Genomic DNA, 22,962 nt, shown 5'->3' with positions numbered 1-22,962 from the left:
AGTGGATAGGCGAGGGAGCGAGCACCGCGCAACGCAGCGATTCGCCCGCGCAGCCAATTATTCAGCGTCTCCCTAGACTTCGGAGATAGACCTCGGCTATTGTGCCGGTGGCAGCTGAACCGCTGGCGGCGCTGGTTTACGCTCGATTGAACCACCGCAGCATGCTCCCCCAGGGCTCGAGGTCGATGCGTGTGGATTGGGCACAACCGAAGTCGAGGGCGAGCCAACGCTCTCGCGGCAGCCCGAGCAGGTGCCCGGCGAGCACACGCAAGGGGCCGCCGTGGGCGACGATCACGATCGCTTCCTCGTCCTGGTGGCGTTCGCGTGTCTCCTGCCACCATTCGAGCACGCGCATGGCCATTTCGGCGGCCGACTCACCCCCCGGCGGCTGAAAACCGAAGGGATTTTTCGCCCAGAGTTCCAGGGCTTCGCCCAGGGACTCGAACGGCTGCAGCTCCCATTGGCCGAAGTGCATTTCCTTGAGACGCTCGTCGAGGATGGGCTGTCCCAGAGACTGGGCCAGCGCGTGTGCTCGGCTCGAAGGGCTGGAGAAGAGGCGAAAGCGCTCTGGCAGCCAGGGGAACAGGCGCTCGGCGGCTTCCTCTGCGGGTTCGGCGAGCGGTACGTCGCTGTGGCCGTAGCACAAGCCCGGGTCGACGGCCACGCGCGGATGTCGGATCAGATGAATTTCCATGCAGCCAAGATTCCTAGCAAAAAGGTGATTTCGCCCGTTTGTTGGACGGCACCGAGCACGTCGCCGGTGTAGCCGCCCAGCCGGCGGGCGCACAGCCGGGTCCATGCGGCGGCGGCGGCCGCGGCGGCGACGAGCCCCGCGAGCGCGACCGGCGGCGGGAGACAGGCTAGCGGCGCGAGTACCCCGGCCGTGGCGGTGAGCTTCGCCGCCTTGTCCAGCCCTGCAACCAGCGGTTTGGCGCGGCTCGTGGTGTCTTCGGCGCGCGCATAGGGCAACACCAGCGTGGGGAATAGTACGGCGCCGCGCGAGACCGCATGCGCCGCCATGAGCGCAGCGAACAGCGATCCCGCTCCGAGCTCGCTGGCGAGCGTGGCGGTGAGCGCCACCCGTGCCCCCAGTGCCAGGATGAGGGCGGTGGCCCCGTAATTGCCCAGCCGTGCGTCCTTCATGATGGCGAGGATGTGCATTCTATCCCAGCCGGCACCGAAGCCGTCGACAGCATCGCTCAGGCCATCCTCGTGCATGGCCCCGGTGAGCAGGACCACGAACGCCACGGCGAGCACCGCGGCGACGGTCGGGGGCCACAGCCAGAGCGCCAACGACAACACCGCGGCCTCGAGGAGCCCGACGACGAGTCCCGCCCAGGGGAAAAAGCCGATGGCACCGCTCTGATGGAACGGTACTTGGGGCAAGTCGCGCGGCAGCGGCAGCCGGGTGAAGAACTGCAGCGCTGCGACGAACCGCCAGAAAAGGGTACGGATCATGGTGGAGCGCGCAGGCGTGGTCGTGCCACCGCTTCAGCTGCCCGAGGCCACGCCGGCGGCCGAGAAACTGGCCATCTCGCGCAGGAAGGCGGCGGCGGAGACGACGAGCGGATAGGCGAGCGCCGCGCCGGTACCCTCGCCCAGGCGCAGGTCGAGTTCGAGGAGCGCTTCGGCGCCGAGGTGTGCGAGCTGCAGGCGGTGCCCCGGCTCCTGCGAGCGGTGCGAGAAGATGCAGTAGTCGAGTACGGCCGGCTCCAGGGCATGGGCGACGAGGAGCGCGGCGGTGACGATGAAGCCGTCGACGAGGATGACGAGACGGCGTTCGGCCGCGGCGAGCATCGCCCCGGCGATCTGTCCGATCTCGAGTCCGCCGTATTCGGCGAGCACGTCGATCGGATCGGCGGGTACGCCGCCGCGCGCGAGCGCCGTCTCGAGCAGCTGGCGTTTCTTCGCCAGTCCCTCGTCGTCGAGCCCCGTGCCGCGGCCAGTGATCGCCGCGAGCGGGGCGCCGGTGAAGCAGTGGGTGAGCAGCGTCGCCGAAGCCGTGTTGCCGATGCCCATCTCGCCCAGCAGCAGGCAGTCGGTCTCGGGTGCCAGGCGGCGCACCAGCTCGGCGCCGGTGGCGAGGCAGCGCACGGCCAATTCCCGGCCGAGCGCGGGCGCCTGGAGATAGTCGTTGCTGCCGAAAGCGAGTTTGGCGTCGATCAGGCCGGGGTGCGGCGCGAACACGTGATCCACGCCGGCGTCGACCACGGCGAGCGGGATGCCGTGCTGCCGGCAGAAGACGTTGATCGCCGCCCCGCCAGCGAGGAAGTTTTCCACCATCTGCCAGGTGACCTCGCGCGGGAAGGCCGAGATGCCGGGCCGGTGCGTGGCGCCGTGATCGGCGGCGAAGACGAGTGCCTGCGGGCGTTCCAGATGGGGGTCGAGGCGGCGTTGGATGAGACCCAAACGCAGCGCCGTGGTCTCGAGCCGCCCCAGCGCACCACGCGGCTTGGTCTTGTCGTCGATGGCGCGCTGCAGCCGGGCGGCGAGTTCCGGATCGTGCGTCGGTGTGAGGGAGAATTCGAGCATGGGGCGGAAAGATCGTGGGCGAAAGCCCGCATTGTACGCAAACGCGATCGCGGGGGAAACGCCGCTTTCCCTCGGGGAAACCTTATTTGAGCTGCAGCGGCAGGCCGGCAACGACAAGGCTCACGGCGGCGGCACGCACGGCGACGTCCTGATTGAGCCGCCCGGCCTCGTCGCGAAAGCGCCGCCCGAGCGAAGTATCGGGCACCAGCCCCAGGCCGACTTCGTTGGCGACCAGCACGAGCGGACCGGGCGGATCGGCCACGAGTTCGAGCAGCGCCGCGCGCTCGGCGGCGAATTCGGTCGGCGTTCGGCGCGGCGGTTCGTCGAGGCAGGCGAGCAGCCAGTTCGACAGCCATAGCGTGAGGCAATCGACGAGGACGAAGCGATCGGGGGCGGCATGGGCGCGCAGGGCGGCGGCGAGCGCGAAGGGGGTCTCCACCGTCAGCCAATGGGCGGGGCGCTCCTGCCGATGGCGGGCGATGCGCTCGGCCATTTCGCTATCGCGGGCTTCGCCCGTGACGATCACCGTCACCGGCAGACCGCTGTCTTCGGCCAGCCGTTGCGCCAGGGCGCTCTTGCCGCTGCGGGCGCCGCCGAGCAGGAAGTGGGTGCTCATATAGGGGCGGGTCCGAAACCTGAAACCGCCTATTATAGAGACCCTGGACGAACCGGTTTGGAGAACATGGTCGTGGAAGAACTCGAACGCTGGGTCGATCGGTGCGTGGCCTCACCCAACTGCGACGATCGCCCGGCGGGCATGCCGATCAGCCTGGTGGTGCTGCACGCGATCAGCCTGCCGCCGGAAGTCTTCGGCGGCGATGCGGTCGAGCGGCTCTTCACCAACACGCTCGATCCGGCCGGTCATCCCGCCTTTGCCTCGCTCGAGGGGCTGCGCGTGTCGGCACACTACTTCATCCGGCGCGACGGCGAAACGATCGAATTCGTTCCTCCGGATCGCCGTGCCTGGCATGCCGGCCTCTCCTGGTGGGAAGGGCGGGAGCGCTGCAACGATTTCTCCGTGGGCATCGAACTCGAAGGCTCCGATCGGCAGCCTTTCACGCCGGCGCAGTACGAACGAACGGGGGCGCTCGTTGCCGCATTGATAAGAAGATATCCTGGGATCGACGCGATTGCAGGCCATTGTCATATATCTCCGGGTCGTAAGACCGACCCCGGGCCTTTCTTCGATTGGTATCGTTTTGCGTCTTCCTTGCCCGCGCCGCTCGCTGCGCGCTCGAGGATCGCCGGTCTTTTTTCGGGGCGTTTTCTTCCTCGACCGCTGTCGTAAGAATGCAACAGGGTCGGGGGAGTTTGCGTCTCGATGGGCCAAGTCCTTGGCTTGTCGAGTTTTTTACGCTATTCTCCGAATTCCTCAATGATCGTTTCTCATCTTTTCTCTGCGGCGGCCTTGCTGCCGTCGCTCAATTCAGCCGCGTTCCGGCTGGTCTGTATGCTTTCGGGGTCGCTTTCGCCTTTGCCGCGTGTGCGGTGAAATTCTTCCCGTCCAGGCGAAGGCATCCGAATCAAGAAGGAGGTCGATGTCATGACCGACGAACGGCGTCATGATGATTCGCTAGAGCCGTCCCGCAAGACGGCGCCAGGGCGTACGGTGTCCACCGTGCTGTTGTTGCTCGCCATCGGTTTCGGTATCTTGGGTCTGGCCGTGGTCTCCGATGCAGGAGTGGCGGCCATGCCTTCCTCGGTCACGGCGTTCCTGTCTTTGTCGCAAGACGAGGACGGCGAGGAATCTTCGGGGGTGGACGTGCTTCATGCCTCGAGCCCCATGGATGCCGTGGTCGAGCGTGCCACAGAAGTGCAGCCGCAAACCCCTGCCGCGGCGGTGAGCGGCAAGCAGAAAGTGGAGGCGCGCAAACCTTCTTCGGCGGGTTTGTCCTCGGCAGATTCGGTGCATGCCCACTTGGGGATTCAGGCGCTCAGCCCCGAGTTGCGCCGGCTGCGTGATCATGTGGCGCGTCGGTATCGGGTGGCTTCCGGGATGCTCACGCCGCTCTTTCTGGCCGTCGAGGAAGAATCGCGTCGGCGAGGGATCGATCCAACGCTGGTGGTGGCGATCATCGCCATCGAATCCGGATTCAACCCCTTCGCCGAAAGCGCTGCCGGTGCTCAGGGTTTGATGCAAGTGATCCCGAAATGGCACGGCGACAAGATCGCCGCCCGTCTCGATCGGGAAGTGCATGCGCGCGCGTTGTTCGATCCGGTGCTCAACGTAATGGTGGGCATCGACGTTTTGGTGGAGGCCATCGAACGGCATGGGGATCTGGAAACTGCCTTGCAGGCCTACAATGGGGCCATCGATGATCCCGATAGGCGCTATGCTCGGCGGGTTTTGTCGATGAAGCGCAGTCTGGAGCAGATCGCCAACCATCAGCAGCGGGGCTGACTCCCCGGCGCAGGGCGGCTGCAGTGTGCCGAGGTCAATCGTCGCGCCTGCTGGCGGGGCAGAGAGTGGTTGGGGTCGTCCTGAGCGAGATGTGCGACGCCTCACGATCCTTCACGATGATGAGCCCAGGGGGTGTTCGCGCCAGGGAACGCTTCGCCCGGCACTCGCGTGGCGGCTCATACGAGGCATGCGTTCGTCGTTGCGATCGTCAGGGTAGCATCTTGGCCAGCCGCTCGATGGCGGCGGCGATGCGCGCTTGTGTGGTGGTATAGGCAAAGCGCAAAAAGTGCTCGGCGCGGTGCTCGCCGAAATCCCTGCCGGGGGTGACGGCCACGTGCGCTTCCTCGATGAAGCGTTGCGCGAGCCGATCGGCCGCCTCTCCCAAGGCCGAGACGTCGGCGTAGGCATAGAAGGCGCCGGTGGGTTCGGCCGGCACGTTCAAGCCCAGGGTATCGAGTCCGCGCAGCAGCAGCGTACGCCGTTGGGCGAACTCGTGGCGTCGCCGCTCCAATTCTTCCCGGGTCTGCGGCAGGAAAGCGGCGAGCGCCGCGTGCTGGGCTACCGTCGAGGGCGAGATGAAGAGGTGCTGGGCGAGCTTTTCCGCCTCGCGCACCCAATCGGCATCGGGTAGCACCAGCCAGCCGAGGCGCCAGCCGGTCATGCCGAAATACTTGGAGAAACTGTTGACGACGAGTACGTCGTGCCGGCGCGAGAGGATGGTACGCATCTCCTCGCCGTACGTGAGCCCCTGGTAAATCTCGTCGACGAGCGTGATCACGCCGCGTGCGGCGGCCGCCTCGGCGATCGCCTCGATCTCCTCGAGCGAGAGCAGGGTGCCGGTGGGATTGGCCGGCGAGGCGAGCATCACGCCGCGGGTGCGCGGCCCGCAGGCCGCGGCGATCATCGTCGCCGTGGGCTGGAAGGCCGTCTCGGGGCCCACCGGCAGCAGCCGCACCCGCCCCTCGAAGGTGCGCACGAGGTGGCGGTTGCAGGGGTAGGAAGGGTCGGGCAGCAGCCACTCGTCGCCGGGATCGGTGGTGATACCCAGCGCCAGCACCAGGGCGCCAGAAGCGCCCGCGGTGACGACGATGCGCTCGGGGGCGACGTCGGCTCCCAATCGCTCGGCATAGAAGGCGGAGATCGCCTCACGCAGCGCCGGCAGACCCAGCGCCGGCGTATAGGCCACGCGCCCGGCCGCGAGGAAGCGCCGGGCCGCGTCCAGCACCGGTTCGGGCGTGGGAAAGTCGGGCTCTCCCACTTCCATGTGGATCACGTCGCAGCCGGCACGTTCGAGCTCGGAGGCGCGGCGCAGCAGCTCCATCACGTGAAACGGCGCGATCTCACCCATGCGGGCGGCGAACCTCGGGGTCATCGCCGCGCTCCTTCGTCGGTCAGTCTTCGTGCAGCATCAGTTCGAAGAGCTCGCGCTTGAGCACCAGCTCGCGCGGCAGGCGCTCGCCGAGCTTGTCGAACCATTCCTTGTGCTCGGAGAGTTCTTTGCGCCAAGCCTCGACGTCGACGCGGGTCAGCGCCTCGAACTCTTCACGGGTGATGTCGAGCCCCGTCCAGTCGATGTCTTCGAACCGCGGCATCCAGCCGAGCGGCGTCTCCTTGGCACCGACTCGCCCTTGGCAGCGGTCGACGATCCACTTGAGCACGCGCATGTTCTCGCCGAAGCCGGGCCACATGAAGCGGCCGTTTTCGTCCAGGCGGAACCAGTTCACGCAGAAGATGCGCGGCGGATGTTCGACCACGCGGCCCATGCGCAGCCAATGGTTGAAGTAGTCGCCCATGTGGTAGCCGCAGAAAGGCAGCATGGCGAAGGGGTCGCGGCGCACCACGCCCTCTTTGCCGGTGGCCGCCGCCGTGGTCTCCGACCCCAGGGTCGCAGCCATGTACACCCCATAGCCCCAGTTGAAGGCTTCGTAGACGAGGGGCACGGTGGTGGCGCGCCGCCCGCCGAAGATGAAGGCGGAGATGGGCACGCCTTCGGGGTTCTCCCATTCGGGGTCGATCGAGGGGCACTGGCTCGCGGGGGCGGTGAAGCGGGCGTTGGGGTGCGCGGCCTTGCGCCCGGTCTCGCGGGCGATTTCGGGCGTCCAGTCGCGCCCTTGCCAGTCGAGGCAGTGCGCCGGAGGCTCGCACATGCCTTCCCACCACACGTCGCCGTCGTCGGTGAGCGCGACGTTGGTGAAGATCACATTGGAGTGCAGCGTGGCCATGGCGTTGGGGTTGGTCTTCACGCCGGTGCCGGGCGCGACGCCGAAGAAGCCCGCCTCGGGGTTGATGGCACGAAACTTGCCGTCGGGACCGGGCTTGATCCAGGCGATGTCGTCGCCCACCGTGGTGACCTTCCAGCCGTCGAAACGCTTGGGCGGGATGAGCATGGCGAAGTTGGTCTTGCCGCAGGCCGAGGGGAAGGCGGCGGCCACGTAGGTCTTCTCGCCCTGCGGGGATTCGACGCCGAGAATGAGCATGTGCTCGGCAAGCCAGCCCTCGTCGCGCGCCATGGTCGAGGCGATGCGCAGCGCGAAGCACTTCTTGCCAAGCAGTGCATTGCCGCCGTAGCCCGAACCGAAAGACCAGATCTCGCGGGTCTCGGGGAAGTGCACGATGTACTTGGTGTGGTTGCACGGCCAGCGCACGTCCTTTTGGCCCGGCGCGAGCGGCGCGCCCACCGAATGCACGGCCGGCACGAAGAAGCCGTTCTCGCCCAGCACGTCGTAGACGGCTTTGCCCATGCGCGTCATGATGCGCATGTTGGCCACCACGTAGGGGCTGTCGGAGAGTTCCACGCCGATGTGCGCGATCGGGCTGCCCAGCGGCCCCATGGAGAAGGGGATGACGTAGAGTGTGCGCCCGTGCATGCAACCCCGGAAAAGCCCCGTGAGCGTGGCGCGCATCTTCGCCGGATCTTCCCAGTTGTTGGTGGGGCCGGCATCGTCCGGGTCCTGGGTACAGATGAAGGTGCGGTCTTCCACGCGGGCGACGTCGGAGGGGTCGGACCAGGCGAGGTAGGAATTGGGGCGTTTCTCGGGGTTGAGCCGGATCAGCGTGCCGGATTCGACCATCTCTTGGCACAGGCGGTCGTATTCTTCCTGCGAGCCGTCGCACCAATGGATTCGGTCGGGTTCGGTGAGCTCGGCGATGTCGGCCACCCAGCGCTTGAGCCCTTCGTGGCGCACGTAGGCAGGCGCCGAGTCGAGCGCCATGCGGCGGAAACGATTGTCGGTCATGGACTTCCTCACGGGTGATGCAGTAAAAAAGCCGGTGGCGTCGCGGCCCGCGGGCGGCGGCGAGGCCATAATTATCGCACGAGTCGATGACGGGGATACTGACCGGCAGCGTATTCATGCCGGCGAATGGCTCGTCTTCCGTCACAAACTGTTATATTTGGCGGATCGTCAGTCGCTCGATCTGCGTCGGGAGGGTGTCATGCTGCGCCGGTTCGTTCAGGGAGGGATCCTTGCGATCCTGTTGGTGGTGTCGTGGGCGCAGGCGGCCGAGCCGCCGCTCAAGTCCGAATCTTTCCTCGTGGCGGATGCGCGCTCGCTCGAGCGCATCGCCCTGCGCGGCGACCCGGCCGAACCCATGCCGATCGCCTCGATCACCAAGTTGATGACGGCCATGGTGGTGCTCGAGAGCCGTCTGCCGCTCGACGAGGAGATCAGCATCGGCAAGGAGGACGTCGATACCATCAAAGGGACCCGCTCGCGTTTGCGGATCGGAGCTCGCCTCACCCGCCGCGAGGCGTTGCTCTTGGCGCTCATGGCTTCCGAGAACCGCGCGGCCATGGCGCTGTCACGCCATTATCCCGGTGGGCGCCCGGCGTTTCTTCGAGCGATGAACGTCAAGGCGCGCATGTTGGGGATGCATCATTCCCGTTTCGTCGATCCGGCAGGGCTGAGTCCCGACAACGTGGCTTCCATGCAGGATCTGGTGAAAATGGTGCGCGCCGCGAACGAGTATCCTTTGATTCGCGACTTTTCCACCAGGGAACGGGCCGAGGTGCTCGTTGGCCGCCAGCGCGTGAGCTTTGGCACGACCAACCGTTTGGTGGGACGCGACGATTGGCGAATCTCTTTGCAGAAAACGGGCTACATCAGTGAAGCTGGCCGCTGCCTGGTGATGCTCAGCGAGCTCTCGGATCGGCCGGTGATCATCGTGCTGATGAACAGTCAGGGCAAGCTCACGCGCGTGGCCGATGCGCAGCGGCTGCGACGCTGGATGGAGGCGGGCGGCGCCGTCGCCGGGTCGAGGCTGGCAGCGCGCAGCGGTTGAGCACGAATGAGGCGTAGCACGGAAACCATCGTGCGGTTTGCCGGAGCGCGCGTCCGGCGCACGCGATGCCCGATCCATGAATCGATGGGCGAGCATCCGAGCGCCGGAGAACGCTGCCGCGTGCAGCCGGTCATTCGAGGCGCCCGCAGGGCGCTCCGGAGTCAGGGTAACGCCTTTTCTCTGATCGCATCGAGGGGTTCGCGCGTGCGGGGGCCGTGCCCGAGCGCGCGCGAGATCGCCTCCGCGGTCCGCCGGATCGGCTCGGCCAGTGTCGGGTCGTAGCGCTCGGTCGGCGTGGAGAGTGAAAGCCCTGCCACGAGCGTGCCATCTTCATCCCGGATGCCGGCTGCAATGCAGCGCACCCCTACTTCTTGCTCGTCGAGGTCGTAGGCGAGCGCTTCACGGCGCACGCGTTCGAGCTCCTCGTACAGCCGCATCGGGTCGGTGATCGAGCGTGGTGTCATGGGGGCGAGTCCCGTGCGGGCGACGTAGCGCTCGACCTCGGCTCGCGGCTCCTCGGCGAGGAAGAGCTTGCCGGTGGCGGTGGTGTGTAGCGGCGCCCGGGAGCCGACGATGTGGACCACCCGAACCGCAGAGCGCCCTCCGCTCGTGCGTTCGATATAGACGATGTGATCGCCGTCGCGGATGCCCAGATTGACGCTTTCGCCGGTGGCGCGATGGAGTTGCCGTAGCCACGGGTGGGCGACCTCGCGCAAGGAAAGGCGTTCCTTGACCAGTGCGCCCAGCTCGAGCAGCCTAATGCCCAGGCGATAGGCCCCGCCTTCGACCCGTTCGACGAAGCCGGCGGCCGTCATGGCCGAAAGGATGCGGTGCGCGGTGGAGGGGTGAAGCCCCGCTTGGTTCGCGAGCACCTTCAGCGGCAGCGAATCGGGATGCCGTGCCAATACGTCGAGCAAAGTGACGAGCCGATCGATCACTTGGATCGAGCTTTTGTTCTCGGCGGGCGTTGGGGCGGGGGCTGCAGGAGGATGTTGTTGTATCATCGGGTCGATCGTCGGAATCGAGCGCATAGTATAGCTCGATTTTTCGTATCGTGAAATGAGGAGGGAGGCAATGAGCGCAAGTGCAATCGTCGCTTTGCCGCTGCTGGGCGCGATCCTGCCGCCACTCTTTGCACGGGCAGGGCGCACGCCGGCGCTGCTCGCGGCTCTGGCGCCGAGTGTGGTGGCGCTCCTATTGTTGTGGGGGCAGGCGGCGTCGGTGTTTTCCGGCGTACCAGAGGAAGTGCGTGTCCCTTGGGTACCCGCGCTCGGCCTGGAATGGGCTTTGCGTATCGATGGCCTGGGTTTTTTCTTCGCTTCCCTGATCCTGGCGATCGGCATCCTGATTTTCATCTATAGTCGCGGCTATCTTGCCGGCAACGAACCCATCGGGACGTTTTATGCGTATCTCCTTCTTTTCCAAGGGGCGATGCTGGGGGTGGTGCTGGCCGACAATCTGCTCCTGTTGCCGGTATTCTGGGAGCTCACCAGCCTTTCTTCGTTTCTCCTGATCGGATTTTGGTGTCATCTGCCCGACGGACGGCGCGGGGCACGGCTTGCACTGGCGATCACCGGGGCAGGGGGGCTCGCTCTGCTCGCCGGCCTGATCCTACTCGGAGAGGTCGCCGGTACGTATCGCCTCTCCGAACTCGCGGCGCGGCAAGAGCTCATTCTCGCCTCGCCCTTGGCGCCGGCGATACTTACGTTGATTCTGTTGGGCGCCTTTACCAAGAGCGCGCAGTTCCCCTTCCACTTCTGGCTGCCGCACGCGATGGCCGCGCCCACGCCGGTTTCGGCCTATCTGCATTCGGCCACCATGGTGAAGGCGGGGTTGTATCTGCTCGCGCGCGTGTGGCCGGTGTTCGGTCAAACCGACGCCTGGGTCGTCTGGGTGACTGGGATCGGGGCGGCGACGATGCTTCTGGGTGCGACGATCGCGCTCTTCAAGGACGACCTGAAGGCACTGCTGGCATATTCGACGGTGAGCCATCTGGGTCTGGTGACGATGCTGCTGGGCTTGGGAACGCCCACGGCGGTGTTCGCGGCCATGCTGCACGTGCTGATGCACGCGACGTTCAAGGCGGCGCTCTTCATGAACACGGGCATCGTCGATCATGAAACGGGCCTGCGCGATTTGCGTCGCCTCTCGGGCCTGGCCAAGGTCATGCCCCTGACGGCGGGATTGGGGACGCTGGCGGCCTTGTCGATGGCCGGTGTGCCGCCGTTGAATGGTTTCGTTTCCAAGGAGGCGATGCTCGTCGAAGTGCTGGCGGCGCGCTGGGGGGGTGGTTGGCCGTTGTGGGGGCTCGTCGGCTTGGCGGCGATCCTCTCCGCGGCTTATGCGTTCCGGTATTTTTCGGCGCTCTTCTTCGGGCCGCTGCGCCTGCCGGAGGGGAGGATCCCACACGATCCGCCGGCACTCCTGTGGGGTCCTCCCTTGGTGTTGGTCGTGGCAGTGGTGGTGTTGGGGCTGTGGCCGAGCCTCGCCGAGCCCTTGCTCGCCGCGGCAAGCGCGGCGGCGGTGGGCGCGCACGCGCCGTGGCCGGAACTCGCGCTATGGCATGGGTTCGGCGCGCCGCTCGTGGTCTCCGCCGTGGCTTTCGTCATCGGCGCGGCCATGGTGTGGCACTATCGAGCGCTGTCGGGCCGGGTGCTTGCCTGGGCTTTGCCGTTCGATGGGCGTAGAGCGTTCTTCTCGGCGCAGGAATGGCTGGTGCGCGGGGCGCATCGCCTCATCGCCCGGGTGCACTCGGGTGTACTGGGGCGCTACGTGCTGCTGCTCGCCGTGGTGAGCCTTGCCGCGCTCGCGCTCGGTTGGGGCATGGGAGAGGGGTGGCGGCCGCAGCGTGCGCCGACGCCCATGAACGGCCTCGGTCTGATCTTCGCCGGGGTCGGTCTCGCCGCGATCGGTCTCGTGGTGCGCTGGCATCACAAGCGGCTGCGAGCAGTATTGCTCACGGGGGCGGTGGGGCTCGTCGTTTCGCTGGCTTTCCTGCATGCTTCGGCGCCGGACCTGGCGCTCACCCAGATTTCGGTCGAGGCGGTGACGACGGTTTTGCTGCTGCTCATGCTGTTCTTCCTTCCTCAGCACGATACCGAGCCCGTGGCCAAGCCGCGGGGTGCGGCGGCCGCCTCCATCCTCATCGGCTCGGTGGTGGGCTTGCTCGCCTGGGTGATGATGCGTAATGACGGGCCTAACCTGGCCGATTACTTCTGGAGCCGTTCGGTATCGGAAGGGGGGGGGAGCAACGTGGTCAACGTGATCCTCGTCGATTTCCGCGGTTACGATACGTTCGGCGAAATTACGGTTCTGGGCATCGCCGCCTTGGTGATCTACGCGCTTTTGCAGGGCATGCAGGAGGGGGTGGCACGGGAGCATCTCCACGCCTGGCGTTTCCCGTTCGCTTTGTCCCCGACGCGCCATCCGCTGCCGTTTGCCGTGACGGCGCGGGTGATGCTACCTTTCCTGCTCATGGCCGTTTTCTATATCTTTTTCCGCGGGCACAATGCCCCTGGCGGTGGCTTCATCGCCGCTTTGCTTTTGGCCCTTGCATTCTTGATCCAGTACATGGCCAGTGGCCTGTCATGGACGATGCATCGCATGCGCCTCGATGCGCACGTCTGGATCGGCACCGGGCTTCTCGTGGCCGGGGCGACCGGGATGGCGGCGATGGGTTTGGGCGCGCCATTTCTACGCAGTGCCCACGGCGAGGTGCATATCCCAGGCATCGGACCGGTGCCGTTGGCGAGCGCCATGGGGTTCGATCTGGGGGTGCTGCTGACGGTATTCGGGGCGGTGACGCTGGCTTTGGTGCAATTGGCTCATTTGGGGCAGCTCGCGGGTTTTCTGCCCAGCCGCACGCCCATGGACCCGGCCCGGCCGAAACCATCGGAAAAGGAGGGGTGAGATGGAAATTTTGTTCGCCGTGCTCATCGCAGCGCTGACGGCTGCCGGGATTTACCTGTGTTGCCTACGACAAGTCTTTCCCGTGGTGCTGGGCCTATCCCTGCTCTCCTACGCCACCAACCTCTTCCTCTTCGTTGCCGGGCGCTTGACCGTCGGCGCTCCCCCGGTCTGGGCTGAGGGGGTGACGCGCTTCGCCGATCCGCTGCCGCAGGCGTTGGTGCTCACGGCCATCGTCATTGCCTTCGGAATGACGGCGCTCCTGGTGGTGCTGGCCATCCGGGCGCGTTTCGAGTCCGGTGTGGAGCGCAGCGACGTGCCGGCGGTGACCGATCGAGTGGAGGTCGAGCGGTGAATGCGCATCTGCCGATTCTGCCCGTCCTGATTCCGGTACTGAGCGCGGCGGTGATGGTGGCGCTCTCGCGTCAGGATCTGGTGCTGGCGCGCGTGCTCTCTTTCATTGCTGCGGCAGCCCAACTCGTCGTGGCCTTGTTGCTGTTCGCGGCGACGGGAGAAGGAGAGATTCTCGTCTACCGACTCGGCGACTGGCCGGCGCCGTATGGCATCGCGCTGGTGGCCGATCGCCTCTCGGCGGCGATGGTGCTGCTCACCGCCATCCTCGGCGCGGTGTTGCTGTTGCACGCGGTCTGCGCCTGGGACCGACGCGGAAGGCACTTCCATCCGCTGTTCCAGTTTCAGCTGATGGGGATTTACGGCGCCTTTCTCACGGGGGATTTCTTCAACCTCTTCGTTTTCTTCGAGGTGATGCTGATCGCTTCCTACGGGTTGATGGTGCACGGCGGTGGTGCGGCGCGACTGACGAATGCGTTGCAGTACATGGTGGTCAACCTCATCGCTTCGTCCCTGTTCCTCTTTGCCGTCGCCCTCATCTACAACGCGGCCGGTACGCTCAATTTCGCCGATCTGGCACAACGAGTGCCGACGATTCCGTCCTCCGATCGGGGCATCCTCATGGCTGGAGGAACGTTGCTGTGCGTCGTTTTCTTGCTGAAAGCGGCGGTGGTGCCCTTGCAGTTCTGGCTGCCGGGAGCCTACGGGCATGCGCCGGGAGTGGCGGCGGCGCTCTTTGCCTTGCTCTCCAAAGTCGGTGCTTATGCGTTGCTGCGCTTTGCCCTCGTCGGCTTGGGGTGGTCGTCGCTCGCGGCGCTGGAGCCGCTCGCCTGGCTCACTCTGTTGGCTGGGGCGCTGGGCGTTCTGGCCGCACCCTCGCTGGGCGTGCTCGCCGGTTTTGCTTCCATCTCGTCGATCGGCGTGCTCTTCGTGGGGCTGGCCGGGGCGGATGCGGCGCGGCTGGGCGCCGGGCTCTACTACCTGGTCCATTCCACGCTGGCTGGGGCCGCACTCTTCGTGCTCGCCGACCTGGTGCGTTCGGTGCGGCGCGAGGAAGGCGATGCGCTGGTCGGTGGCCGGGAATTTAGCGGACGGGCGCTGCTCGGTGGGTTGTTCTTTCTCGTGGCGATCGTTACGGTGGGCTTGCCGCCGCTTTCCGGTTTCGTCGGCAAGCTTGCCGTATTGCGCAACATTCCAGTCACCGTGATCGAAGGGGCGGCGAGCTGGGTGTTCGTGCTCATGGCGTCTTTCCTGCTGCTGCTGGGACTGTCGCGGGCAGGGTCGCGGGTGTTCTGGAAGACGCAGAAGGATGGAGGGCAGGCGTCGCACGGGCCGGCGGCGGGTGGCGTGGCGGCGCTCGCCTTGCTGCTGGCGGGGACGCTCGTCTGGGCGCTCGTCGCCGGCCCGGCGCTTGCCTATTTCACGCAGGCGGCACAGGCGCTGCTCGAGCCGGGTGCTTACGTGCAGGCCGTGATGGGAGCGGGGGTGTACCGATGAGGATGCGATCGAAGTGGCGCCGCTGGGTGCCGCATCCAGCCGTGAGCTTGGCGCTGACCTTGGTATGGGTGGCACTGCAAAACGATTTCTCTGCCGGGCAGTGGCTGATGGGCGTGATTCTGGGCGTGGTGGTTCCTTTGCTCCTGCGCCCGTTCTGGCCGGATCTGCCGCGGGTGCATTCATGGCGTACGGCCATCGTCTATGCGGCGATCGTGTTGTGGGACATCGTCAGAGCCAACATACAGGTGGCCGGCTGGATACTGCTGCGCCGGCCGGAGACGTTGCGCTCGACCTGGCTCGTCGTGCCGCTGCGCCTGCATCGACCCGAGGCGATCACCCTGCTCGCGGGCACGATCACGATGACGCCGGGCACGGTGAGTTGCGATTTGGCCGCCGACGGCTCGGCCCTGCTGGTGCATTGCCTGCATACGGACGATCCGGACGCGACGGTGGCGGGGATCAAGTCGCGCTACGAGGAACGCGTGATGAAGATTTTCGGGGAGGGCGACGCATGATCGAATGGGCGGCTTTGGTGGCCTTGGCGGCATTCGGGTTGGGAGTGCTGCTGTGCGCGTGGCGTCTGTGGCGCGGCCCGGACCTGGTCGACCGGGTGATGGCGTTGGACACCATGATGGTGAACGTGATCGCGCTCATCGTCACGTGGAGCATCTGGCAAGGGAGTTCGGTGTTCTTCGAGGCAGCGCTCTTTTTCGCCATGATCGGGTTCGTGTCGACGGTGGCGTTTTGCCGCTATGTGCTCCGCGGGCTCATCATCGAATAGGAGGGGGGAGATGGCAGATATGCTGATCGCGGCCTTGTTGCTCGTGGGCGCGTTTTTTGGTCTCGTGGGGTCGTGGGGGTTGGTGCGGCTGCCGCAGGCGATGCAGCGGCTGCATGCGCCGACCAAGGCGACGACGCTGGGCGTGGGCGGGGTGTTGCTCGCTTCGATCGCTTATTTCGGCTGGGTGCGCGCAGAGTGGTCGGTCCATGAGCTGCTCATTACCCTCTTTCTCTTTTTGACGGCCCCCCTCTCGGCGCTGATGCTCGCTCGCGCCTGGCTGCATCGCGAACGGGAACGGGTACACGCTGCGCTGCCCCGTCCCGCTGCGTCCGGCGTCGATTGGGGAACGTTCCAGCCGCCGCCGGAGGAATCCGGCAGCGACGGTGCCGAACCTCGGCCCTAGCGTCTCACTGCGTCCCGCGGATCATCCCCGCGGCCACCGTGTCCCAAGTGGCCGGGTCGATGAGGAGGAAACTGCCGGTGTCGCGCAGAACCTCGTAAGGGTCGGCGGCGATCGGCTGGGCGAGCTTGACGCGCACTCGGGCGATGTCGTTCATGGTGAGTTCGTGCGCCGGCTCGCGCTCGAGCGTGGCCACGTCCAGGTTCCATTCGATGGTCTCCACCCGCGCCTGCACTTCGCGCGTGGTGTGGCGCAGCAGGTAGGTGCGCCGGGGGGCGAGAGGGGCCGGGTCGAGCCAGACGAGGTCGGCTTCCACGCCGCGGGTGAGCGCCGGCGCGGATTGGTCGGCGCGCACGAGCATCTCGCCCCGACCGACGTCGAGATCGTCGGCGAGCCGGATCATGACCGAATCGCCGGCGACGGCACGCTCGCGCGGCACGCCGCCCAATTCGATGGCGGTCACGGTGCTGCGGCGCCCGGAGGGCAGCACGACGATCTCCTCGCCCACGGCGATCGTGCCGGCTGCCACCTGCCCCGCCAGGCCGCGGTAATCGTGCAGCAGGGGGTCGGTGGCTTCCCTCGGCCGGCAGACCCATTGCACGGGAAAACGGAAGGGGTGGTCGCTCACGCCCTGGCCGGCGGGGGTGCGTTCGAGCACTTCCAGCAGCGTCGGACCCAGGTACCACGGCAGGTGCTCACCGCGCTCGACCACCATGTCGCCCAGTAGCGCCGACATGGGGATGTAGTGGCGCCGGGCGCGCAGTCCGCTGGCTTCGGCGAAGTCCTCGAAGGCGTAGACCACCGCTTCGAAAGCGGCCGGGTCGTAGTCGACCAGATCCATTTTGTTGACCGCGATCGTCAGCGCCGGGATGCCGACGAGATCGGCGAGCAGGGCGTGGCGCTGGGTCTGAGCCGTGAGTCCCTGGCGCACGTCGACCAGCAGCACGGCGAGCTGGGCGGTGGAGGCGGCGGTGACCATGTTGCGGGTGTATTGCTCGTGGCCCGGCGCGTCGGCGATGATGAAGGTGCGTGCGCCGCTGCGGAAGTAGCGGTAGGCGACGTCGATGGTGATGCCCTGTTCGCGCTCGGCGATCAGCCCATCGGTGACCAGTGAGAGGTCGGGGGCGGTGGCGCCGCGGCGCCGGCTGGTGCGCTCGATTCCCTCGAGGGTGTCGACCAGCAGCGCCCGGCTGTCGTAGAGGAGTCGCCCGATGAGTGTGCTTTTGCCGTCATCGACGCTGCCGCAGGTGAGAAAGCGCAGTACGGTATCCATCAGAAATAGCCCTCGCGTTTGCGTTGTTCCATCGCTGCTTCGTGCGTCTGGTCATCGAGCCGGGTGGCGCCGCGCTCGGAGACGGTGGTCGCGGCGGTCTCGCGCAGGATTTCCTCGATCGTGCGGGCGCGCGATTCCACCGGCGCGGTGCAGGGGATGTCGCCCACCGTGCGAAAACGCACCCACAGCGTCTCCACCGTCTCGCCCTCGCGCGCCGGGGTGAGCTCGGTGACCGGCGCGAGCAGGCCGCCGCGGCGCACGCAGGGGCGAGGATGGGCGAAGTAGATCGAGGGCAGTTCCAAGCCCTCGCGGGCGATGTACTGCCATACGTCCAGTTCCGTCCAGTCGCTGATGGGGAAGGCGCGCACGTGCCCGCCAGCGGGGACCTTGGCGTTGTAGAGCCGCCACAGCTCCGGGCGCTGGTTCTTTGGATCCCATTGGCCGAACTCGTCGCGCACGCTGAAGACGCGCTCCTTGGCGCGGGCCTTTTCTTCGTCGCGGCGCGCGCCGCCGATGAGGCAGTCGAAACCGAACTCCTCGATCGCCTCGCGCAGGGTCACCGACTGATGCCGGTTGCGCGACTCGTCCGGCCGGGCGAGCCGCACCGTGCCGCGGGCGATGGAGTCTTCCACCGAGCGCACGATGAGCCGCTCGCCGAGCTCGGCGGCGCGCCGGTCGCGGAAGGCGATCACCTCGGGGTAGTTGTGACCCGTGTCGATGTGCAGCAGGGGAAAGGGAAAACGGCCGGGGCGGAAGGCTTTTTCGGCGAGCCGCAGCAGGCAGACCGAGTCCTTGCCGCCGGAGAAGAGCAGGGCGGGGTTCTGGCATTGCCCCGCCACTTCACGCAGGATGTGGATGGCCTCGGCTTCGAGCCGGTCGAGATGGGTGCGGGGGGCGATCATCGGGTCTCTCCGGTGAGGACGGGGCGGCGGTGCAGGCCGCATTCCTTGTGTTCGGGCCGTTCCCACCACCAGCGTCCGGCGCGCGGGTCTTCGCCCACGGCCACGGCTCGGGTGCAGGGGGCGCAGCCGATGCTGGGGTAGAAACGCTCGTGCAGGGGGTGGAAGGGCACGCCGTGGTGGCGCAGGTAGGCCCAGACGTCGCGCGCGCTCCAGTCGGCGAGCGGGTTGAACTTCGCCAGCCCGTGCGCTTCGTCCCATTGCTCCGGCGGCAGGTCGCTGCGGGTGGGAGATTGCTCGCGGCGCATGCCCGTGATCCAGGCTCGCTTGCCGGCGAGCGCCCGGGCGAGTGGGCGCACCTTGCGCGCGTCGCAGCAGGCAAGGCGCGCTTCGAGCGAATCATAGAATCCGTTGATGCCATGGCGGGCGACGAAGGCTTCCACGTCCTCGGCCTGCGGGGCGAAGAGCTGCAGACGCAGGCCGTAGTGCGCTTCCACCCGGGCGATCAGGGCGTAGGTTTCCTCGTGCAGACGACCGGTGTCGAGCACGAAGAGGTCGATGGAAGGGGCGTGGCGGGCGATGAGGTCGGTGAGTACCATATCCTCGGCGCCAAGGCTGCTCGCGAGCGCCGCTGGGGCGTGCTCGCGGGCGATGCGCTCGAGCAGGGCGACGGCGGCCTCGGTTTTTTTGTCGAGCGCCGCCAGTTCGGCGGCATCGAGCCGGGGGCGGGTGGGATCGCTCATGGGGTTCGCTCCTCGATAAGCCCCCGCGCCCGGCGACGGAAAAGCGGCTCGGGCACGGCGGCGCTCGCCTGATAGGGTTCGGGGAAGACGGTCAGCAAACGGGTGCCGTCGCGCTCCAGGGTTGCACGGTCGTAGCGGGCCGGGTAGGGAACGAAGCCGTCGAAACCGCAGCGGCGAAGATAATCGAGCTGGTCGAGCAGGAAGGCACCGAAAGCGGTGAGCCGGCCATGCCAGCCGCGCCGACGCAGGCGCGTGGCCTGGCTGAACGCCCGTCCGTCGGTGAATTTGGCAATGGGCAGGATGATTTCCTCGAGCAAGGCGCATTCTTCCGGGCTGAGGAGCGGTTCTTCCTCCGGCGCGAGCCACACCCGCCGCGGCAGCGGCGCGCGGCCCGCGGCGAGTGCCTCGCGCCAGACGGGCAAGGCCAGCACGGCGTCCGCCTCGTCGCGAGCAGCTTCCCAGGTCGATACCAGTACCGCGCGGTAGTCCGAGACGCTACCGTCGAGCTCAAGCTTCCACATCGGCGGCCTCCCGGAGCGCGGGATGACGGGCGGCAGGGGTGCCGGCATAGACGGCTTCTTTGAAAGGCGCCGGCCCCAGACGGTCGAGCGTGTCGAGGAAGGTCTCACCGGGGGCGCGCAGCGCGCGGTAAGTCTCGACCAGGGTGCGCGCCACGCGTGGCATGTCTTCGGCGCGGAAGGCCGGCCCGATCACTTTGCCCAGCCGCGTGTCGTTTCCTTGCCGTCCGCCGATCGTCACCTGGAACCATTCTTCGCCGTTCTTATCGACGCCGAGCACGCCGATGTGCCCCACGTGGTGATGACCGCAGGCGTTCATGCAGCCCGAGACGTTGATCGACAGCGGCCCGATGTCTTCCAGCTCCGCTTCGGTAAACTCGGCAAGCAGCGCCTGGGCCACCGGGATGGAGCGGGCGTTGGCGAGGGCGCAGTAGTCACCGCCGGGGCAGGAGATGAGATCGTGCGCCAGGCGGAAACTGGGATGTCCGAAACCGAGCGCGCGGGCTTCGCGCCACAGTCCCGGCAGTGTTTCCTCGCGCACCCAGGCGAGCGCCAGGTTCTGCTCGTGCGTGACGCGGATCTCGCCGTCGCCGTAGCGCTCGGCCCAGTCGGCGATCGCTGTCATTTCTTCGGCGGAGACGTCACCTGGAGCGCTCGCGGCGCGCTTGGTGGTGAGCACGACGAGGGCGTAGCCGGGCTGGCGCTGCAGGTGTACGTTTCGCTGCCGCCAGCGTGTGAAGGCCGGCCATTCGTGCGCCGTGAGCGGAGCGACGGTGGGCAGGGGTGTTTGCCGCGCCCGTACGCGGCGCAGATCGTCGAAGTGCGCTGCCACGCGTTCGATCTCCTCGCGCGTGAGCAGCAGGGCTTCGCCCTGTGTCGCCAGTTCGGCCCGGTAGGCATCGACTTCGGCGCGAAAGGCGTCGATGCCGATCGCCTGCACCAGGATCTTGACGCGCGCCTTGTAGAGGTTGTCGCGCCGTCCATGGCGGTTATAGACGTGCAGGATCGCTTCCAGCACGGTGAAGAGTTCCTCGGCCGGCACCCCGTCGTAGAGGAGTTTGCCCAGGATCGGCGTGCGTCCCAGACCGCCGCCGACGAAGACGCGCACGCGCGGCAGGAGGGGATCGTCGCCCGGCAAGAGTTCGAGTCCGATGTCGTGGGCCCGGACGAGCACGCGGTCTTCCTCGGCTCCATGAACGGCGATCTTGAACTTGCGCGGCAGGAAAGCGAACTCGGGATGGAAACTCGACCATTGGCGGATCAGTTCGCACCAGGGGCGCGGATCGACGCGCTCGTCCGGAGCCGCGCCGGCAAACGGATCGGTGGTGAGGTTGCGGATGCAGTTGCCGGAGGTCTGGATGGCGTGCAGTCCCACTTCGGCCAGACGTTCGAGGATGTCGGCCGTGTCCTCCAGCCGGATCCAGTTGAACTGGATGTTCTGCCGGGTGGTGAAGTGACCGTAGCCGCGGTCGTAGCGGCGGGCGATGTCGGCCAGCATCCGCAGCTGCCGCGCTTCCAGCAGTCCATAGGGAATGGCCACGCGCAGCATGGGCGCGTGGCGCTGGACGTAGAGGCCGTTTTGCAGGCGCAGCGGGCGGAATTCGTCCTCGCCGAGCTCACCGGCAAGGAAACGGCGCAGCTGGTCGCGATACTGGACGACGCGGGCCTGCACCAGGGCTTGGTCCCAGGAATCGTAGCGGTACATGCAAGTTTCCCCTATGCGATGGCGGCAGTGTAGCGGCCGCCTCTGGCGCATAACAGGCGATTTGCGTTAGACTTCGATAACCGTCGGTTATTAGGAAGCGGTGATGAACCTGCAGCAGATTCGCTACGTCGTCGAAGTGGTGCAGCACAATTTGAACGTGTCCGAGGCGGCCGATGCGCTCTTCACCTCGCAGCCCGGCGTCTCCAAGCAGATCCGCGCCCTCGAGCAGGAGCTGGGCGTGGACATCTTCGTGCGTCACGGCAAGCGCTTCACCGCGCTCACCGAACCGGGGCGCCAGATCGTGGCGATCTGCGAGCGCATGCTGCGCGACATGAACCACCTGCACGCGGTGGCGGAAGAATTCTCGCGCGCCGACGAGGGGGTGCTGTCGATCGCCACCACCCACACCCAGGCGCGCTATGTGCTGCCGACGGTGATCCGCAACTTTCGCGAGCGTTTCCCCAAGGTGCGATTCTCCCTGCACCAGGGCAGTCCTCGGCAAGTGTGCGAGATGGTGATCGCCGGCGAGGCCGATCTCGCCATCGCCACCGAAGGGATCAGCGATTTCCCCGAGCTGGTCGAGCTCCCCTGCTACCAGTGGACGCATGCGCTGGTCGTGCCCAAAGGCCACGAACTCGCCACGCTGGAGCCGCTCACGCTGGAGGCGATCGCCCGGCACCCCGTCATCACCTACGACGGCGCCTTCACCGGCCGCAACCACATCAACAAGGCCTTCCTCGGCCGCGCCCTGCGGCCGGAGGTGATCCTCACCGCCCTCGACTCGGACGTCATCAAGACCTACGTGCGCATGGGCCTGGGCGTGGGGATCCTGGCGAAAATGGCCTTCGACCCCGCGGCCGACGCCGACCTCGTCTGCCGCGACCTGGGGCATCTGATCGAATCGAACACGACGCGCATCGGTATCCTGCGTGATGCCTACCTGCGCGGATTCGTCTTCGCTTTCATCGAAGCCTTCGCGCCGCACCTCAAACGCGACGTGGTGGAGCGGGCGCTACGGGGGGACGGGGAGGATTATGGGTTGTGACGGGCTCCGCCCTCATAGGCCGGCAGATGCCAGCCCCGCGTGATGCCCAGTCCGCGCAGCGCGAGGGCCGTGCCGGCACCGGCGGCGAGCGTGGGATCGTGGGGCCAGCCGGCTCGTAGCCCCAAAACGTAGACCGCGGCCCCGGCCGCGGCGGCGGAGGCGTAGATCTCACGGTGCAAGATCATGGGGATCTCGTTGCAGAGGATGTCGCGCAAGAGCCCCCCAAAGCTCGCCGTCATCATGCCCATGACCACGGCGATGAAGCCGTTGGCCCCGGCCGAGAGCGCCGCCTGCGCGCCGATGAGGGCGAAGACCGACAGCCCCACGGCGTCGGCCCAGTCGAGCAGCCGGCTCCAGCGCACGGGGCGTGCCGGGCGCGGCGCGAAACGTCCCCAGAAGAATACCACCCAGGCGGCGAGCACGGTGATGACGAGGTATTCCCACTGCGTGATCCAGTAGACGGGGCGATCGAGCAGCAGGTCGCGCAGCGTCCCCCCGCCGATGCCGGTCACCGTGCCGATGAGGGCGAAGCCGACGGGATCGAGCCGCTTGCGCGCCGCGGTGATGCCGCCCGAGAGGGCGAACACCGCCACCCCCGCGTAGTCGAGCCATTGAATGAGCGTCATTCAA

Annotated in this window: 23 protein-coding genes; 10 read left to right on the top strand and 13 right to left on the bottom strand. The window is 66.9% G+C overall.

Going from position 1 to position 22,962, the window contains the following annotated elements; genetic code table 11:
* Window positions 1-136 precede the first annotated feature (136 nt).
* From EPD80_RS10215 to cobU, 4 genes are all read right to left on the bottom strand, one after another.
* Complete coding sequence (locus tag EPD80_RS10215) at window positions 137-694, bottom strand: histidine phosphatase family protein (RefSeq protein ID WP_142811550.1); 558 nt, start codon at window positions 692-694, stop codon at window positions 137-139.
* The gene (locus EPD80_RS10210; protein ID WP_142811548.1) at window positions 679-1,458 is read right to left on the bottom strand and encodes an adenosylcobinamide-GDP ribazoletransferase; all 780 of its coding nucleotides are present in this window, start codon (window positions 1,456-1,458) and stop codon (window positions 679-681) included. The genes EPD80_RS10215 and EPD80_RS10210 overlap by 16 nt, the downstream gene beginning before the upstream one ends.
* Before the next feature lie 33 nt (window positions 1,459-1,491).
* The gene (cobT, locus tag EPD80_RS10205; protein WP_142811545.1) at window positions 1,492-2,532 is read right to left on the bottom strand and encodes a nicotinate-nucleotide--dimethylbenzimidazole phosphoribosyltransferase; all 1,041 of its coding nucleotides are present in this window, start codon (window positions 2,530-2,532) and stop codon (window positions 1,492-1,494) included.
* Between the two features lie 82 nt (window positions 2,533-2,614).
* Complete coding sequence (cobU, locus tag EPD80_RS10200) at window positions 2,615-3,148, bottom strand: bifunctional adenosylcobinamide kinase/adenosylcobinamide-phosphate guanylyltransferase (RefSeq protein ID WP_142811543.1); 534 nt, start codon at window positions 3,146-3,148, stop codon at window positions 2,615-2,617.
* Window positions 3,149-3,214: 66 nt separating this feature from the next.
* Here cobU and ampD point away from each other — a divergent pair, with 66 nt between their 5' ends.
* Together ampD and EPD80_RS10190 are read left to right on the top strand one after the other, a co-directional pair.
* On the top strand, window positions 3,215-3,820 hold the full coding sequence (gene ampD, locus EPD80_RS10195) for a 1,6-anhydro-N-acetylmuramyl-L-alanine amidase AmpD (protein ID WP_142811541.1): 606 nt from the start codon (window positions 3,215-3,217) through the stop codon (window positions 3,818-3,820).
* Window positions 3,821-4,075: 255 nt separating this feature from the next.
* Window positions 4,076-4,933 (top strand): lytic transglycosylase domain-containing protein, encoded by an 858-nt coding sequence (locus EPD80_RS10190; RefSeq protein WP_142811540.1) that lies wholly within the window; start codon window positions 4,076-4,078, stop codon window positions 4,931-4,933.
* Window positions 4,934-5,141: 208 nt separating this feature from the next.
* Here EPD80_RS10190 and EPD80_RS10185 read toward each other — a convergent pair whose 3' ends face one another.
* On the bottom strand, window positions 5,142-6,305 hold the full coding sequence (locus tag EPD80_RS10185) for a pyridoxal phosphate-dependent aminotransferase (protein ID WP_142811538.1): 1,164 nt from the start codon (window positions 6,303-6,305) through the stop codon (window positions 5,142-5,144).
* Between the two features lie 19 nt (window positions 6,306-6,324).
* The gene (locus EPD80_RS10180) at window positions 6,325-8,169 is read right to left on the bottom strand and encodes a phosphoenolpyruvate carboxykinase (GTP) (RefSeq protein WP_178086756.1); all 1,845 of its coding nucleotides are present in this window, start codon (window positions 8,167-8,169) and stop codon (window positions 6,325-6,327) included.
* Between EPD80_RS10180 and pbpG the strand changes: the two genes are divergently transcribed.
* On the top strand, window positions 8,168-9,214 hold the full coding sequence (gene pbpG, locus EPD80_RS10175; RefSeq protein WP_221928955.1) for a D-alanyl-D-alanine endopeptidase: 1,047 nt from the start codon (window positions 8,168-8,170) through the stop codon (window positions 9,212-9,214). The genes EPD80_RS10180 and pbpG overlap by 2 nt on opposite strands.
* 161 nt (window positions 9,215-9,375) lie before the next feature.
* Here pbpG and EPD80_RS10170 read toward each other — a convergent pair whose 3' ends face one another.
* Window positions 9,376-10,245, bottom strand: coding sequence for an IclR family transcriptional regulator (locus EPD80_RS10170; RefSeq protein ID WP_221928954.1), 870 nt, complete (start codon window positions 10,243-10,245; stop codon window positions 9,376-9,378).
* Window positions 10,246-10,288: 43 nt separating this feature from the next.
* Here EPD80_RS10170 and mbhE point away from each other — a divergent pair, with 43 nt between their 5' ends.
* Genes mbhE through EPD80_RS10140 form a run of 6 tightly spaced genes read left to right on the top strand, consistent with a single transcriptional unit; the run spans window position 10,289 to window position 16,152 of the window.
* Window positions 10,289-13,123 (top strand): hydrogen gas-evolving membrane-bound hydrogenase subunit E, encoded by a 2,835-nt coding sequence (gene mbhE / locus EPD80_RS10165; protein WP_142811534.1) that lies wholly within the window; start codon window positions 10,289-10,291, stop codon window positions 13,121-13,123.
* A gap of 1 nt (window position 13,124) precedes the next feature.
* Window positions 13,125-13,475, top strand: a complete 351-nt coding sequence (locus tag EPD80_RS10160) for a Na+/H+ antiporter subunit C (protein WP_142803855.1) — start codon at window positions 13,125-13,127, stop codon at window positions 13,473-13,475.
* Window positions 13,472-14,968, top strand: coding sequence for a monovalent cation/H+ antiporter subunit D (locus EPD80_RS10155; RefSeq protein ID WP_185957763.1), 1,497 nt, complete (start codon window positions 13,472-13,474; stop codon window positions 14,966-14,968). Before EPD80_RS10160 ends, EPD80_RS10155 begins: the two co-directional genes overlap by 4 nt.
* Window positions 14,969-14,970: 2 nt before the next feature.
* On the top strand, window positions 14,971-15,483 hold the full coding sequence (locus EPD80_RS10150; RefSeq protein WP_142811532.1) for a Na+/H+ antiporter subunit E: 513 nt from the start codon (window positions 14,971-14,973) through the stop codon (window positions 15,481-15,483).
* Window positions 15,480-15,749 (top strand): K+/H+ antiporter subunit F, encoded by a 270-nt coding sequence (locus EPD80_RS10145; protein WP_142811530.1) that lies wholly within the window; start codon window positions 15,480-15,482, stop codon window positions 15,747-15,749. The genes EPD80_RS10150 and EPD80_RS10145 overlap by 4 nt, the downstream gene beginning before the upstream one ends.
* Before the next feature lie 10 nt (window positions 15,750-15,759).
* The gene (locus EPD80_RS10140) at window positions 15,760-16,152 is read left to right on the top strand and encodes a Na+/H+ antiporter subunit G (protein ID WP_142811528.1); all 393 of its coding nucleotides are present in this window, start codon (window positions 15,760-15,762) and stop codon (window positions 16,150-16,152) included.
* A gap of 4 nt (window positions 16,153-16,156) precedes the next feature.
* On the opposite strand, the gene EPD80_RS10135 is transcribed toward EPD80_RS10140, so the two are convergent.
* Genes EPD80_RS10135 through EPD80_RS10115 form a run of 5 tightly spaced genes read right to left on the bottom strand, consistent with a single transcriptional unit; the run spans window position 16,157 to window position 21,287 of the window.
* Entirely contained in the window at window positions 16,157-17,422 is a 1,266-nt protein-coding gene (locus EPD80_RS10135) for a sulfate adenylyltransferase subunit 1 (RefSeq protein WP_142811526.1), read from the bottom strand.
* A complete protein-coding gene (gene cysD, locus EPD80_RS10130; protein ID WP_142811524.1) occupies window positions 17,422-18,324 on the bottom strand; it encodes a sulfate adenylyltransferase subunit CysD in 903 nt (300 codons plus the stop codon). The genes EPD80_RS10135 and cysD overlap by 1 nt, the downstream gene beginning before the upstream one ends.
* Window positions 18,321-19,064 carry a phosphoadenylyl-sulfate reductase gene (locus tag EPD80_RS10125; protein WP_142811522.1) on the bottom strand — a complete coding sequence of 248 codons (744 nt, stop codon included), beginning with the start codon at window positions 19,062-19,064 and terminating at the stop codon, window positions 18,321-18,323. The genes cysD and EPD80_RS10125 overlap by 4 nt, the downstream gene beginning before the upstream one ends.
* On the bottom strand, window positions 19,061-19,585 hold the full coding sequence (locus EPD80_RS10120) for a DUF934 domain-containing protein (protein ID WP_185957762.1): 525 nt from the start codon (window positions 19,583-19,585) through the stop codon (window positions 19,061-19,063). Before EPD80_RS10120 ends, EPD80_RS10125 begins: the two co-directional genes overlap by 4 nt.
* A complete protein-coding gene (locus EPD80_RS10115; RefSeq protein WP_142811518.1) occupies window positions 19,572-21,287 on the bottom strand; it encodes a nitrite/sulfite reductase in 1,716 nt (571 codons plus the stop codon). Before EPD80_RS10115 ends, EPD80_RS10120 begins: the two co-directional genes overlap by 14 nt.
* Before the next feature lie 103 nt (window positions 21,288-21,390).
* Between EPD80_RS10115 and EPD80_RS10110 the strand changes: the two genes are divergently transcribed.
* Window positions 21,391-22,332: a CysB family HTH-type transcriptional regulator gene (locus EPD80_RS10110; RefSeq protein ID WP_142811516.1), complete on the top strand. Its 942-nt coding sequence runs from the start codon at window positions 21,391-21,393 to the stop codon at window positions 22,330-22,332.
* Here the strand turns inward: EPD80_RS10110 and EPD80_RS10105 are convergent.
* Window positions 22,320-22,958: a trimeric intracellular cation channel family protein gene (locus EPD80_RS10105; RefSeq protein ID WP_142811514.1), complete on the bottom strand. Its 639-nt coding sequence runs from the start codon at window positions 22,956-22,958 to the stop codon at window positions 22,320-22,322. The two genes, EPD80_RS10110 and EPD80_RS10105, sit on opposite strands and share 13 nt — an antisense overlap.
* Window positions 22,959-22,962 lie beyond the last annotated feature (4 nt).

Source organism: Tepidiphilus olei (assembly GCF_006980705.1).
GTDB classification, from domain to species: Bacteria; Pseudomonadota; Gammaproteobacteria; order Burkholderiales; family Rhodocyclaceae; genus Tepidiphilus; species Tepidiphilus olei.
Note: the sequence above shows the minus strand (reverse complement) of the source record. Positions and strands in the feature narration are given on the sequence as shown.